The 13,536-nt window shown below is 71.2% G+C and carries 13 protein-coding genes; 7 read left to right on the plus strand and 6 right to left on the minus strand.

What is annotated here, in order from left to right; translation table 11 throughout:
- Positions 1-82: 82 nt before the first annotated feature.
- The 5 genes from ACYVAQ_RS20210 to ACYVAQ_RS20230 form a co-directional block, all read right to left on the minus strand.
- A complete protein-coding gene (locus ACYVAQ_RS20210) occupies positions 83-799 on the minus strand; it encodes a gamma-glutamyl-gamma-aminobutyrate hydrolase family protein (protein ID WP_460792311.1) in 717 nt (238 codons plus the stop codon).
- Between the two features lie 85 nt (positions 800-884).
- A complete protein-coding gene (locus ACYVAQ_RS20215; protein ID WP_460792312.1) occupies positions 885-1,664 on the minus strand; it encodes a 3-oxoacyl-ACP reductase in 780 nt (259 codons plus the stop codon).
- 24 nt (positions 1,665-1,688) lie between these two features.
- Positions 1,689-3,050 (minus strand): aldehyde dehydrogenase family protein, encoded by a 1,362-nt coding sequence (locus ACYVAQ_RS20220; RefSeq protein WP_460792313.1) that lies wholly within the window; start codon positions 3,048-3,050, stop codon positions 1,689-1,691.
- Complete coding sequence (locus ACYVAQ_RS20225; RefSeq protein ID WP_460792314.1) at positions 3,047-4,414, minus strand: glutamine synthetase family protein; 1,368 nt, start codon at positions 4,412-4,414, stop codon at positions 3,047-3,049. The genes ACYVAQ_RS20220 and ACYVAQ_RS20225 overlap by 4 nt, the downstream gene beginning before the upstream one ends.
- Positions 4,415-4,422: 8 nt before the next feature.
- Entirely contained in the window at positions 4,423-5,187 is a 765-nt protein-coding gene (locus ACYVAQ_RS20230) for a FadR/GntR family transcriptional regulator (RefSeq protein ID WP_460792315.1), read from the minus strand.
- Positions 5,188-5,318: 131 nt separating this feature from the next.
- Between ACYVAQ_RS20230 and ACYVAQ_RS20235 the strand changes: the two genes are divergently transcribed.
- From ACYVAQ_RS20235 to ACYVAQ_RS20260, 6 genes are read left to right on the plus strand one after another with little or no spacing between them, the layout of a single operon-like run.
- Complete coding sequence (locus tag ACYVAQ_RS20235; RefSeq protein ID WP_460792316.1) at positions 5,319-6,917, plus strand: amino acid permease; 1,599 nt, start codon at positions 5,319-5,321, stop codon at positions 6,915-6,917.
- Complete coding sequence (locus ACYVAQ_RS20240; protein WP_460792317.1) at positions 6,914-7,660, plus strand: phosphotransferase; 747 nt, start codon at positions 6,914-6,916, stop codon at positions 7,658-7,660. Before ACYVAQ_RS20235 ends, ACYVAQ_RS20240 begins: the two co-directional genes overlap by 4 nt.
- Entirely contained in the window at positions 7,653-8,837 is a 1,185-nt protein-coding gene (locus ACYVAQ_RS20245) for an MFS transporter (protein ID WP_460792318.1), read from the plus strand. The genes ACYVAQ_RS20240 and ACYVAQ_RS20245 overlap by 8 nt, the downstream gene beginning before the upstream one ends.
- A gap of 10 nt (positions 8,838-8,847) precedes the next feature.
- Entirely contained in the window at positions 8,848-9,765 is a 918-nt protein-coding gene (locus ACYVAQ_RS20250) for a hypothetical protein (protein WP_460792319.1), read from the plus strand.
- 52 nt (positions 9,766-9,817) lie between these two features.
- Entirely contained in the window at positions 9,818-10,960 is a 1,143-nt protein-coding gene (locus tag ACYVAQ_RS20255; protein ID WP_460792321.1) for an LLM class flavin-dependent oxidoreductase, read from the plus strand.
- A complete protein-coding gene (locus ACYVAQ_RS20260; protein ID WP_460792322.1) occupies positions 10,957-11,598 on the plus strand; it encodes an FMN reductase in 642 nt (213 codons plus the stop codon). The genes ACYVAQ_RS20255 and ACYVAQ_RS20260 overlap by 4 nt, the downstream gene beginning before the upstream one ends.
- A 106-nt stretch (positions 11,599-11,704) precedes the next feature.
- On the opposite strand, the gene ACYVAQ_RS20265 is transcribed toward ACYVAQ_RS20260, so the two are convergent.
- A complete protein-coding gene (locus ACYVAQ_RS20265; protein ID WP_460792323.1) occupies positions 11,705-12,232 on the minus strand; it encodes a YbhB/YbcL family Raf kinase inhibitor-like protein in 528 nt (175 codons plus the stop codon).
- A gap of 68 nt (positions 12,233-12,300) precedes the next feature.
- Here ACYVAQ_RS20265 and cobA point away from each other — a divergent pair, with 68 nt between their 5' ends.
- Positions 12,301-13,530 (plus strand): uroporphyrinogen-III C-methyltransferase, encoded by a 1,230-nt coding sequence (gene cobA / locus ACYVAQ_RS20270; RefSeq protein ID WP_460792324.1) that lies wholly within the window; start codon positions 12,301-12,303, stop codon positions 13,528-13,530.
- Positions 13,531-13,536: the final 6 nt, after the last annotated feature.

The raw sequence follows: 13,536 nt of genomic DNA on the forward strand, positions 1-13,536 counted from the left end.
TGCGCGCCAGTCCGAAGACGGCACCGAGGCTATGAGCCAGACACCGGGTGATCAGGATCCAACCACCGCCGGAGCGGTGCCATCACCCTGACACTGACGACGAGGCTAGGACCGCCGCGACGAAGCCCGCGAAGAGGCCCGCGTCCGCGGCGGTCTCCGGGTGCCACTGCACCCCGACCCGAAACGCGTCGCCGGGGGCCTCCATCGCCTCGAGCGTGCCGTCGGCGGCGGTGGCGACGGCCGTGAAGCCGGGGTGGGTGGCGACGGACTGGTGGTGGTGGCAGCTGCCCGTGACCGAGCCGCCGACGAGGGTGGCCAGGCGCGAGCCGGGCGCGACGGTCACCGCGACGGGGCCGAAGACGTCGCCGCCGGGGGAGTGCTCGGTGTGGCCGACCCGGTCCGGCACGTGCTGCTCGAGCGTCCCGCCCGCGTGGACCGCCATCAGCTGCATGCCGCGGCAGATGCCGAGGACGGGCAGGCCGGCGTCGTACGCGACCGAGAGCAGGGCGAGCTCCCACGCGTCCCGGTCGGGGCGCCACCCGGCGGTGCGGTCGTGCGGCTCGGCGCCGTAGCGGGCGGGGTCGACGTCCGCGCCTCCGGCGATGACGAGCCCGTCGAGGCGACCTGCCACGGCAGCGGCCGCGCCGGACGCGGCGACCGGCGGCAGCAGGACCGGTACGCCGCCGGCGGACTCGATCGCGGCGGCGTACTGCGTCGGGAGGAGGTCGGCCGCCTGGTGCCAGACGCCCCAGGCGGCCTCCTCCCGGTAGGTGGTGATGCCGATGAGCGGCGTGCTCACAGATCGACCAGCTTCGTTCGCTCGGACGCGGCCTCAAGGCACAGTCCGTTGGCGCCCTTCGGGCCGAGGCGGCCGCGCCGCTCGCTCACAGGGGCGTCACGTAGGCGCCGCTGATGCCGCCGTCGACCAGGAAGGTGTTGGCGGTCATGAACGACGAGTCGTCGCTGGCGAGGAACAGGACGGCGGACGCCATCTCCGACGGCTCGGCGAACCGGCCGAGCGGCACGTGGACGAGCCGGCGAGCGGCGCGCTCCGGGTCCTTCGCGAACAGCTCCTGCAGCAGCGGTGTGTTGACCGGTCCGGGGCACAGCGCGTTGACCCGCACGCCCTGGCGCGCGAACTGCACACCGAGCTCGCGGCTCATCGACAGCACGCCGCCCTTGGAGGCCGAGTAGGAGATCTGCGACGTCGCCGCGCCCATCACGGCGACGAAGGACGCCGTGTTGATGATCGATCCCTTGCCCTGCTCCAGCATGTAGGGGAGCGCGGCCTTGCAGCACAGGTAGACCGAGGTCAGGTTGACCTCCTGCACCTTGCGCCAGGCGTCCAGGTCGGTGTCGAGGATCGAGTCGTCCTCCGGCGGGCTGATGCCGGCGTTGTTGAAGGCGATGTCGACCGAGCCGTAGGTGTCCTTGGCGGTCTTGAAGAGCGCGTCCACCTGCTCCTTCGACGTCACGTCGACGCGGACGTACGTCGCCACGTCGGCACCGCCCAGCCGCTCGACCAGCTCCGCGCCGCGGGCGTCGTCGATGTCGCCGATGACGACCTTCGCGCCCTCCTCGACGAACCGCTCCACGGTCGCCAGCCCGATGCCCGAGCAACCGCCCGTGACGACCGCGACGCGGCCCTCGATCCTGCCTGCCATCTCTCTCCTTCGTGTGGTGCGCGATCAGTGCGCGATGAAGACGTTCTTCTCCTCGGTGAAGGCGTACGGCGCCTCCGGTCCGAGCTCGCGTCCGAGGCCGGACGCCTTGTAGCCGCCGAAGGGCGTCCAGTACCGCACCGAGGAGTGCGAGTTCACGCTCAGGTTGCCCGCCTCGACGGCGCGTGCGACCCGCAGCCCGCGGCCGAGGTCGTTGGTGAAGATCGACCCGGACAGGCCGTACTCGGTGTCGTTCGCGAGCTCGATCGCGTGCCCCTCGTCGTCGAACGGCATCACCGCGACGACCGGGCCGAACACCTCCTCGCGCCAGATCCGCTCGGCCGGGTCCTCGACCCCCACAACGGTCGGTGGCACCCAGAACCCCGCGCCTCCCGGAGCGGAGCCGGTGAACAGGGTGGTCGCCTCGTCGAGGAACCCGGCCACCCGGTCGCGCTGCGCGGCCGAGATCAGCGGGCCCATGTCGCCGCCCTGGTCGGTGCCGGGGTCGACGACCCGCACCGCCTCGACGGCCGGCTGGAGGAGCGAGAGGAACTCGTCGTACGCCGAGCGCTCGACCAGGATGCGCGAGCGTGCGCAGCAGTCCTGGCCGGCGTTGTCGAAGACGGCTCCGGGCGCGGCTGCCGCGGCGGCCGCGAGGTCGGCGTCGGCGAAGATGATGTTGCTGCTCTTGCCGCCGAGCTCCAGGGTCACGCGCTTCACCTGGTCGGCACAGCCCGCCATGATCTGCTTGCCGACGCGGGTCGAGCCGGTGAAGCAGACCTTGCGCACGAGCGGGTGCGTCACGAACCGCTCGCCGACCACGTCGCCCCGTCCGGGGACCACGGTGAGCACGTGCTCGGGCAGCCCGGCCTCGAGCGCGAGCTCGCCGAGCCGGATCGCGGTGAGCGGAGTCAGCTCCGCGGGCTTCAGGACCACCGTGTTGCCGGCGGCGAGCGCGGGCGCGAAGCCCCAGCCCGCGATCGGCATCGGGAAGTTCCACGGCACGATCACGCCCACCACGCCGAGCGGCTCGTGGAAGGTCACGTCGAGGCCGCCCGGGACGGGGATCTGCTTGCCGAAGAGCCGCTCGGGTGCCGCCGAGTAGTAGGTCAGGACGTCGCGGACGTTGCCCGCCTCCCAGCGCGCGTTGCCCCAGGTGTGGCCTGCGTTGCGGACCTCGAGCTCGGCGAGCTCCTCGACGTGGGCGTCGACGACGGCGGCGAACCGGCGCAGCAGCGCCGCGCGCTCCGCCGGCGGGAGGGCACGCCACGCCGGGAACGCCCCATGGGCGGCCTCGATCGCGGCGTCGGCCTCGGCGAGCGAGGCGAGCGGCACGTCCTGGACGGGAGCCGCGGTGGCCGGGTTCAGGATGGTGAACAGGTCGGTCACAGCCGCTCGAACCCCCGCTTGCGCTCCCAGTCGGTGACGGCTGCGTCGTACGCCGCCAGCTCCACGTCCGCCATGTTCACGTAGTGGTCGACGACGTCGTCGCCGAAGACCTTGCGGGCGATCTCGGATGCGTCGAACCGGTCGCGGGCGTCGCGCAGTGTCGTGGGGATCCGCGGCCGGCCGGCGGCGTCGTACGCGCTGCCGACGAGGGGCGGCTCGAGCTCGAGCTCGTTCTCGACGCCGTACAGGCCGCCCGCGAGCATCGCGGCGATCGCGAGGTAGGGGTTCACGTCGCCGCCGGGCACGCGGTTCTCCAGGCGCGCGCCGGCCCCGGTGCCGACCAGGCGCACGGCACACGTGCGGTTGTCCTCGCCCCACGCGATCGTCGTCGGCGCGAAGGAGCCCGCGGCGAACCGCTTGTAGGAGTTGATGTTCGGCGCGTAGATCAGCGTGAAGTCGGCCATCGTGGCGAGGATGCCGGCGATGAAGCGCTCGTAGAGCGGCGTGCGCGCTCCGTCGCCCCAGAACACCGTCTCGCCGTCCGGGCCGCGCAGCGACAGGTGGATGTGGCAGGAGTTGCCCTCGCGCTCGTTGTACTTCGCCATGAAGGTGAGCGACTGGCCGTGCTGCGCGGCGATCTCCTTGGCCATCGTCTTGTAGACCGAGTGGTTGTCGGCGGTGGCCAGCACGTCGTCGTACAGGAAGCCGATCTCGTGCTGGCCGTAGTTGCACTCGCCCTTGGCGCCCTCGACGTTCATGCCGGCGGCGTACGTCGCGTTGCGGATGTCGCGCAGCAGCGGCTCGACCCGGGACGTGCCGATGATCGAGTAGTCGACGTTGTACTGGTTGGCCGGCGTGAGCCCCAGGTAGTCGAGGTCGTGGGCCTGCTCGTAGGTCTCCTCGAAGACGATGAACTCCAGCTCGGTCCCGGCCACCGCGGTGAAGCCCAGGTCCGCGGCCTTCGCCCGCTGGGCGGCGAGGATGGTCCGCGGTGACTGCACGACCGGGCTGTGGTCCGGCCACTCCAGGTCGCACTGCACCAGAGCCGTGGCCGGGTGGTGGGGGAGCAGCCGGATGGTGTCGAGGTCGAGGGCGAACTCCATGTCGCCGTACCCGCGCTCCCAGGAGGTGATCGCGTAGCCGTCGACGGTGTTCATCTCGACGTCGACGCCGAGCAGGTAGTTGCACCCCTCGGTGCCGTGGCCGACCACGTGCTCCAGGAAGTACGCCGCGTGCAGCCGCTTGCCCTGCAGCCGCCCCTGCATGTCGGTGAACCCGACCACGACGGTGTCGATGTCGCCGGCCTCGACGGCAGCGGTCAGCTGCTCGACGGTGAGGTGCCGGTCGTTCCGCGGATGCGTCACGTCGTCTCCTATCCGACCAGACCGCGCAGCAGCGCGGCCGTGTCGTCGCAGTGTTGTTCCATCGCGCGCCGGGCACGGTCGGGCCGGCCGTCGCGGATCGCCTTGGCTACCGCGGCGTGCTGGTGGTCGGAGTGGTCGATGTTGCGGTCGAGCACCGGGATGGCGAGCAGCATCTCGTTGAGCACGCGCTGCACGTCGGTCACGCTCGCGATCACGCGCGGCGAGGCGGACAGCGTCGCGATCGTCAGGTGGAAGCGGGAGTCGGCCTGGCGGTGGGTCGCCGGCTTCCGTGCCGTGGTCACGTCGTCGAGGGCCGCTTGCAGCTTGTCCAGCTGGTCGCGGTGGAGGAGGCCGTCGCGGTTGCGCGCGGCAGCGAGGTACGCCGCCCCCGGCTCGATCACGCGCCGGAAGTCCAGCGAGTCCAGCCACTCGGCACGCACCTCGGGGGTGAGGCGGGCCGCCTTGCGGGCCGACGGGGTGCGCGGCTTGAGGGTGACGACCGTGCCGCCCCCACGGCCGCGCCGGGTCTCGACGAGGCCGGCCTCGCGCAGCGCCGCGATGGCCTCGCGGAGCGCCGCTCGTGACACGCCCATCCGCTCCGCCAGCTCGCGCTCGCCGGGCAGCGTGCTGCCCAGCGGGTAGACGCCGAGGCGGATCGCGGTGGCCAGCTGCTCCACGCACGCCTCGAAGACGTGGTGGCTGCGGACCGGCCGCAGCACGCTGCCCTGGAGGTCGAGCTCCGGGGGCTGTGGGGCGGGTGAGGCAGGGGGCACGGCGTCATCCTGGCAACAGGTGCTCTTCAAGTAAAGGTCTGAGTTCATACCTTTTTTACGTGGATCTGTTTACAAGCCGTTCGGCACGGGTCTAGCGTCCCGAAGAACTCGTTCTCACGGAGGTGTTCCCCATGCCCGAAGGCCACGACGAGGACCTCGTCGCGCACAGCAGCGACGAGGCCCATCTCGCGAAGCTGGGCTACAAGCAGGAGCTGGCGCGGACCTGGTCCGGCTTCTCCAACTTCGCCATCTCGTTCTCGATCATCTCGATCCTGGCGGGGTGTCTGACGACGTTCGCCACCGGCTGGAACAACGGCGGTCCGGCGGCCATCGCCTGGGGTTGGCCGATCCTGTCGATCCTGATCCTCGTCATCGGGCTGTGCATGTCCGAGTTGGTGTCGGCGTTTCCGACCTCGGGAGGCATCTACTGGTGGGCGAGCAAGCTGGGCAGCCCCGCCCACGGCTTCTACGCCGGCTGGCTCAACCTCATCGGCCTGCTCGCCATCGACGCCTCGGTCGCCTACGGCTGCGCGACCTTCTTCGACGCGACGCTGGGCTACCTGGACAGCGGCTACACGGCCGGCAACCTCGACCGGATCTTCCTGTACTTCTTCATCGTCCTGGCGCTCGCGGCAGCGATCAACATCTTCTCCAGCCACCTGCTCGCCGTGCTCAACAACGTGTCGGTGTGGTGGCACGTGATCGGTGCAGCGGCGATCGTCGTGATCCTGTTCTTCTTCCTGAAGGACGGCGCGCACCACGCCTCGATCGGCGACGTCTTCGGCACGACGGTCAACAACACCGGCCTGTTCCAGGGTCACAAGAGCCTCGGTGCGTTCATCTACCTGCTGCCGCTGTCGGCACTGCTGACCCAGTACACGATCACCGGGTACGACGCGTCCGTGCACCTCTCCGAGGAGACCCAGGGCGCCGCCAACAACGCGGCCAAGGGCATCTGGCAGTCGATCCTCTACTCGGCCATCGGCGGCTGGATCCTGCTCCTGGCCGTGCTCTTCGCCGTGCAGAACGTCGGCGACGTCTCCGGCGGGGGCGGCACGTTCTTCGCCGTGATCGGCGCGGCCCTGACCTCCAAGATGGCGGCGCTCGTCGTGTTCATCTCGACGGCCGGTCAGTTCTTCTGCACCTGCGCCTGCATGACCTCGACGAGCCGGATGTTCTTCGCCTTCTCCCGCGACGGCGCCGTCCCCGGCGCCAGGCTGTGGTCGAAGCTGAACGCGCACAAGGTGCCGGTCTACGGCGTCATCGCGTCCGCCGTCGTCGCGCTCGTGCTGACGCTTCCGGCGCTCGTCAAGGTGAACGAGGGCACGGCCGACACCCCGATCTACGTCCCGGTCGCCTTCTACGCGGTCGTGTCCATCGGCGTCATCGGCCTGTACCTGTCCTTCGCGATCCCGATCTACCTGCGCTGGAAGCACGCGAGCGCGTTCGAGGTCGGCGGCTGGAACAACGGAGCGAAGTACCGCTGGATGAACCCGCTCGCCGTCATCGAGATCGCCATCATGTCGGTCGTCGGGATGCTGCCGACGTACATCCTCGGCGTGCCGGGCGCGAGCGGGTTCTCCATGAAGTACGTGAACTACGCGGTCATCGTGGTGCCCGTCGCGCTCATCGCGCTGACCATCTACTGGCATCTCGACGTGAAGCACTGGTTCAAGGGGCCGATCCGCACGATCGAGGAGCCGGAGGAGCCCGTAGCCTCGACCGTGTGACCGACGGCGATGTCCTCGAGCGCCTGGCCGTCCTGGCCGGGCGCTCGTGGTCGTCCGAGGCACTCGCCGGAGGGTTGAACAACAGCGCCTTCCGGGTGCGTACGACGGACGGCCGGCGACCCGAGCTGGACCTGGTCGTGCGGCACTGGCCCGTCGACGACGGGCTCGACCACGACGTCGAGGTGGCGGCGTCGACGGCCGCGGCGTCGGTGGGAGCCGGGCCGGTCGTGGTGGCGCACCAGCCGGCCGACCGGCTGCTCGCATTCGAGCACGTCCCCGGCCGCTCGCTGACCGTTGCCGACCTCCATGACGACGCGACGCTGGCCCGGGTCGCCGCCGCCCTGCGCCGGCTGCACGAGGTCTCCGCCGACGTGCCGGAGCTCGGCCTGCTCGCTCGGACGACGGTGCCCGAGGACGTCGCCGCTGCGCTGGGGGAGGACCCGGAGCCGCTGGTGCTCTGCCACAACGACCTGGTCCCCGACAACCTGGTGGACGACGGCACGACGGTCACCCTCATCGACTTCGAGTACGCCGGACGTGGCGAGCCGTCCGCCGAGCTGGCCGGCCTCGCGATCGGAGCCGGTTTCGACGAGGAGCGGGTCGCGCTGCTCGTCCGGTTGTACGACGGCGTGGCGTCGCCCGACCGGCTGCAGCGGGTGCGGCTCTGGCAGGTCGTCGTACGACGCCTCTGGAGCGACTGGGCCCGCGCCCACGGTCACCCGCAGTGGGTTCTCGATGAGTGAGTCGCGCCCCACCCTGCGCCCGTGGCACTTCGTGCTCGCCTTCGGCGTGGTCAGCCTGCTCGCCGACATGGTCTACGAGGGAGCCCGCAGCATCATCGGCCCCTACCTCGCGACGCTCGGCGCATCCGCGACCGTGGTCGGCCTCGTCGCCGGCGCGGGGGAGTTCATCGGCTACGGGCTGCGTGTGGTCTCGGGCTACGCGGTCAGCCGCACCCAGCACTACTGGGTCTGGACGATCCTCGGCTACGCCCTGACGGTCCTCAGCGTCCCGCTGATCGGCGTCACCGGCGCCCTCGCGCCGGCACTGCTGCTCTACGGCTCGGAACGGCTCGGCAAGGCCGTCCGATCGCCCGCCAAGGACACGCTGCTGTCGCACGCCTCCAGCGCCACCGGCCGGGGCAAGGCGTTCGGCGTCCACCAGGCGATGGACCAGACGGGCGCGATCATCGGGCCGCTGCTGCTGGCGGCGGTGCTCGCGTGGCACGAGGGCGACTACCGGTTGGCGTTCGGGGTGCTCGTGGTGCCCGGCGTCGTCGTCCTCGCGGTGCTCCTCTGGCTGCGAGCGCGGGTACCCGACCCGCTGGCCTACGAGGAGCCGGACCGGCCCGCGAAGCCCGCGGCGACCTTGGCGATCGAGCCGTTGCCCGCCCGCTTCTGGTGGTACGTCGGTGCCGTCGCGATCCTCTCCTGCGGGGTCGCGTCCTTCCCGCTGCTCGCCTTCCACGCCGTCCACGTGCACCTCCTCGCGCCGTCGCTGGTGCCGGTCCTCTTCGCCGTCGCCATGGCGGTGGACGGGCTCACCGGTCTCGTCGTCGGCAAGCTGTACGACGACCGCGGCCCGGTCGTCCTCCTGCTCGTGCCGCTCGCTGCCATCGCGTCCGTCGGAGCGTTCAGCCTGACCGCATGGGTGGTCTGGGCGGGGGTCGCGATCTGGGGCATGGTCAACGGCGTCCTCGACTCGACCGTCAAGGCGGTCGTGACCGAGCTCGTGCCGCCAGCCCGTCGCGCTGTCGCGTTCGGCTGGCTGGCGCTGGTGCGCGGTCTGGGCCTTCTCGTCGCGGGCGGCGTGCTGGGCGCGGTCTACGACCAGGGCCGGGTCCTGGCCCAGCTGGTCGTCGTCGCCGCCAACGTCGTGGCGTTCGCGGCCCTCGCGGTGGTGCTGCCGCGGCGGCGGTGAGGAACCCGGGATGCCCCGGGTGCGTCGTACCGGCATGATCACGAGACTCGGCGGTGTCCTGCTGGCCGCCTCGCTGCTGGCCGGCTGCGGTGCCGCGGCCACGACTGCCGCCGACGCGCCGGTGTCGGCGTCCGGCACTCCTGCCACCTCCGGGTCGGCGACGACGGCGGGCAACCGCGCCCTCGCCCTCGCCGAGTCGCACCGTCTGCTGACCGTCCTGAGCCCGCCGAGCGGTGGGCGGGTGGTCGCCTCCGCGCCGGCGGCGTCCCTGCGTGACCAGGCGTGGGGGATGAGCCCGTCCGACAGCTCGCTCTCGCGCCACGCGTGGTGGACGGTCCCGATGGCGCCCACGGTCTTCGTCGCGTGGCTGCGGGAGCAGCACGTGGCCGGGCTGACCTCCTCGGACGGCGGGAGCGTCGGCGGGACCGGCATCGGGACCATCGACATCACGAACTTCACTGGCGACAGCACGGCGGCCTACAGTGCACCGACGCTGTCGTTCGGCTACGTCCCGCACGCCGGCGGTGTCGCGGTGCGGCTCGACACCTTCCTCGCGGCCCGGTACGCCCGGACGACGTACCTCGCGACCGACACCACCCGGGTCCTGATCCGCACCGTGACCACCTACGCCGACGGGCGACGGAGGACGACGCGCGGCAGGACGGTGTCGGATCCGGCCCAGGTACGGCGGCTGGTCGCGGCGGCGAACGGGCTGTACGGCATCGTCACCGTCCCCAACATCTTCCACTGCCCGATGATGCTGAGCACGACGACCGCCACCGCGGTGTTCTCCGGACCCTCCGGCACCTACGCCGTCTCGGGACCCTCCACGACGTGCGGTGCGGTCCTGTCCGTACGCCACGACGGCCGCCTGGTCCCGCCTGCGCTCGACCCCGGTCAGGGCTGGTTCCCGCTCCTCGGAATATAGTTGACATGTCACCTGTTGCAGCGGGTGACAGCAACTCACCCAGGAGCACACCATGCAGATCGGAATCTTCACCGTCGGCGACGTGACCACGGACCCGACGACCGGACACACCCCGTCCGAGCACGAGCGGATCAAGGCCACCGTCGCCATCGCGAAGAAGGCCGAGGAGATCGGCCTGGACGTGTTCGCCACGGGGGAGCACCACAACCCGCCGTTCATCGCGTCCAACCCGACCGCGACGCTGGCCTACATCGGCGCGCAGACCGAGAACATCATCCTGAGCACCGCGACCACGCTGATCACCACGACCGACCCGGTCCTGATCGCCGAGGACTACGCGAAGATCCAGCACCTCACCGACGGCCGTGTCGACCTGATGATGGGCCGCGGCAACACCGGCCCGGTCTACCCGTGGTTCGGCAAGGACATCCGCCAGGGCATCAACCTGGCGATCGAGAACTACGCCCTGCTGCGCAAGCTGTGGAGCGAGGACGTCGTGAACTGGGAGGGCCGGTTCCGCACCCCGCTGCAGGGCTACACGAGCACCCCGCGGCCGCTGGACGGCGTGGCGCCGTTCGTGTGGCACGGCTCGATCCGCAGCCCCGAGATCGCCGAGCAGGCGGCGTACTACGGCGACGGCTACTTCCACAACCACATCTTCTGGCCGGCCTCGCACGCCGCGCAGATGATCGACCTCTACCGCGAGCGCTTCGAGCACTACGGCCACGGCACGGCCGACCAGGCGATCGTCGGCCTCGGCGGGCAGATCTTCATGAACAAGGACAGCCAGGAGGCCGTCCGCCGGTTCCGTCCGTACTTCGACAACGCCCCGGTCTACGGCCATGGCCCGTCGCTGGAGGAGTTCACCGAGCACACGCCGCTGACCGTCGGGTCTCCGCAGCAGGTGCTCGAGCGCACCCTCACCTTCCGTGAGTACGCCGGCCACTACCAGCGTCAGCTGTTCCTGGTCGACCACGCGGGGCTGCCGCTGAAGACCGTGCTCGAGCAGCTGGACCTCCTCGGCGAGATCCTGCCGGAGATGCGCAAGGGCTTCGCCGAGGGCCGTCCGGCCCACGTCCCGGACGCCCCGACCCACGCCAGCCTCGTCGCCGCCGCGGGTGGCGCGAAGGACTCCACCGTGCACGCCGAGGACACCATGACCGGCACCACCGACCGCGAGGAGGTCACGGCATGACCACGAAGATCGTCATCGTCTCGGCGGGGCTCTCCGTCCCGTCGTCGACCAAGCTGCTCGCCGACCAGCTCGGCACCGCCGTCGAACAGGCGGTCCACGCCCGCGGCGGTGAGGTCGAGGTCCGGCACGTCGAGCTGCGCCCGCTGGCCCACGCCCTGGCCGACAACCTGGTGACCGGCTTCGCCTCGGGCGAGCTGGCCGAGGCCATCGACGTCGTGCGGCAGGCCGACGGTCTCGTGGTCGTCACGCCGGTGTTCGCCGCGTCGTACTCGGGGCTGTTCAAGACGTTCTTCGACGTCATCGAGAACGGCGCCCTGGACGGCAAGCCGGTCGTGCTCGCCGCGACCGCGGGCACCGCTCGGCACAGCCTCGTGCTCGACCACGCGCTTCGGCCGCTGTTCGCCTACCTGCGCGCGGTGGTCCAGCCGACCGGTGTCTTCGCCGCGAGCGAGGATTTCGGGGACGACCAGCTGGCCAAGCGCATCGACCGAGCTGCCGCCGAGCTGGCGGCCGCGGTCGGTGGACCCGCCGCCGTGGAGCGGCCGGCGCCGCGCCGGCGGACTGTCGAGGACGAGTTCGCGGACGTCACGCCGTTCGCCCAGCTGCTCGCCGAGGCGGGTGGGGACTCGGTGCGCTGAGTCGGTGCAGGAATCCCCGGTCGACCGGGGATTCCTGCGCTTGTCGGGTGTTGCAACACCCGACAAGCGCAAGGAAACCTCCGCCGGCCGGGACGTTGGCCCACCGTCAGTGCTGGTAGGTCCCCGTCAGGATCGCCCGCCCGGCCGTCTTGAAGGCCAGGTTGAAGCCGACCACGGCCGGAGTCGCGTCACCGTCGACGCCGAGCTTCGGCTCGGTGACCGCGTGCACCACGAAGAAGTACCGGTGCACCTGGTCGCCCTGCGGCGGTGCCGCACCACCGAAGTCGCGCGTCCCGAAGTCGTTGCGGACGTGGAACGCGCCCTCGGGCAGGCTGGCGTCCGACGAGCCGGCGCCGGTGTCGAGGCTGGTGACGTCGCCGGGGATGTCGACGACGACCCAGTGCCAGAACCCGCTGGGAATGGGGGCATCCGGGTCGAAGCAGGTCACCACGTAGCTCTGCGTACCCTCCGGGCCCCGCTCCCACGAGAGCTGGGGCGAGGTGTTGCCGCCGTCGTACACCTGATCGGGCTTCAGCGGCTGCCCGTCGGTGACGTCGGCGCTGGTGACCGCGAACGACGGGGCGGCGGGCAGGAGCGGGTACGGGTCCGGGCTGACCGGGCGATCGAGACTCATGCCACGAAACTAGTCCGAGCGATGGGCCCGGGCCAGGGGATGATGCGCAGGTTCGGAAGAATAGGCCCGTGAGCGACTTTCCGCCGTACCTCTCTGGTCTGCGCCTGTCCGGCCGTCGTGTCGTCGTCGTCGGCGGTGGACACGTGGCCCAGCGACGGGTGCCGCAGCTGATCGCGGTCGGAGCCGACGTGCACGTGGTGGCGCCGGACGCCACGCCCGCGATCGAGGGTCTTGTCGGCTCGGGCGAGGTCACCTGGCACCGGCGACCGTTCAGCGACGACGACCTGGCGGGCGCCTGGTACGCCTTGGCCCTCACCGACGACCGTGCGGTCAACGACCGGATCAGCGAGCTGTGCGAGCAGCACCGGATCTTCTGCGTGCGCTCCGACGACGCGACGCTCGGCACCGCGTGGACCCCCGCGACCGGCCGGTACGACGACCTCACCGTCGCCGTCCTCGGCAACCGGGACCCGCGCCGCTCCGCCGCCGTCCGCGACCACGTCGTCGAGGCGCTGCGCGAGGGCCGGATCCAGACCTCGCACGGCCGGCCCGGCGGCGAGAAGGTCGCGGGCGTGACCCTCGTCGGCGGCGGCCCCGGCCATCCCGACCTGATCTCGATCGCCGGCCGCAAGGCGCTGATGGAGGCCGACGTCGTCGTCGCCGACCGCCTCGCCCCGCGCGAGCTGCTCGGCGACCTTCCCGCCGACGTCGAGCTGATCGACGTGGCCAAGCTCCCGCGCGGCCGGTCGGCCATGCAGGAGGAGATCAACCGCGTGATCGTCGACCGTGCCCTCGCCGGGAAGCGGGTGGTCCGGTTCAAGGGCGGCGACAACTTCGTCTTCGGCCGTGGCTACGAGGAGATCCTGGCGTGCCGCGACGCCGGCGTACCGGTCACCGTCATCCCCGGTCTCACCTCGCCGGTCGCGGTGCCGGCCATCGCGGGCATCCCGGTCACCCACCGCGGCATCACGCACGAGTTCTGCGTCGTGTCCGGGCACATCCCGCCCGAGCACCCGGACTCCCTCGTCGACTACGAGGCGCTGGCGCGGATGCGCGGCACGGTCGTCCTGATGATGGCCGTCGAGAACGCGCCGGCGATCGCGAAAGCGCTAGTCGCGGGCGGGCGCGCGGCGGAGACGCCGGTTGCGGTCATCTGCGACGGCACCATGCCGACCCAGCGCACCGTGCTGGCCACCCTCGGCACGCTTGCGGACCGGCTGGTCGAGGAGCAGGTGAAGCCGCCGGCGATCATCGTCATCGGCGAGGTCGTCCGGGTGGCCCACCCCGACGCGTTCTGATGGCAG

It is taken from the genome of Nocardioides maradonensis (assembly GCF_054777115.1).

Coding starts and splice junctions, on each gene's coding strand:
- ACYVAQ_RS20245 (WP_460792318.1), top strand. CDS start 7,653: ATGAGTGAGTCGCGCCCCACCCTGCGCCCGTGGCACTTCGTGCTCGCC.
- ACYVAQ_RS20215 (WP_460792312.1), bottom strand. CDS start 1,664: ATGGCAGGCAGGATCGAGGGCCGCGTCGCGGTCGTCACGGGCGGTTGC.
- ACYVAQ_RS20260 (WP_460792322.1), top strand. CDS start 10,957: ATGACCACGAAGATCGTCATCGTCTCGGCGGGGCTCTCCGTCCCGTCG.
- ACYVAQ_RS20250 (WP_460792319.1), top strand. CDS start 8,848: ATGCCCCGGGTGCGTCGTACCGGCATGATCACGAGACTCGGCGGTGTC.
- ACYVAQ_RS20255 (WP_460792321.1), top strand. CDS start 9,818: ATGCAGATCGGAATCTTCACCGTCGGCGACGTGACCACGGACCCGACG.
- ACYVAQ_RS20235 (WP_460792316.1), top strand. CDS start 5,319: ATGCCCGAAGGCCACGACGAGGACCTCGTCGCGCACAGCAGCGACGAG.
- ACYVAQ_RS20265 (WP_460792323.1), bottom strand. CDS start 12,232: ATGAGTCTCGATCGCCCGGTCAGCCCGGACCCGTACCCGCTCCTGCCC.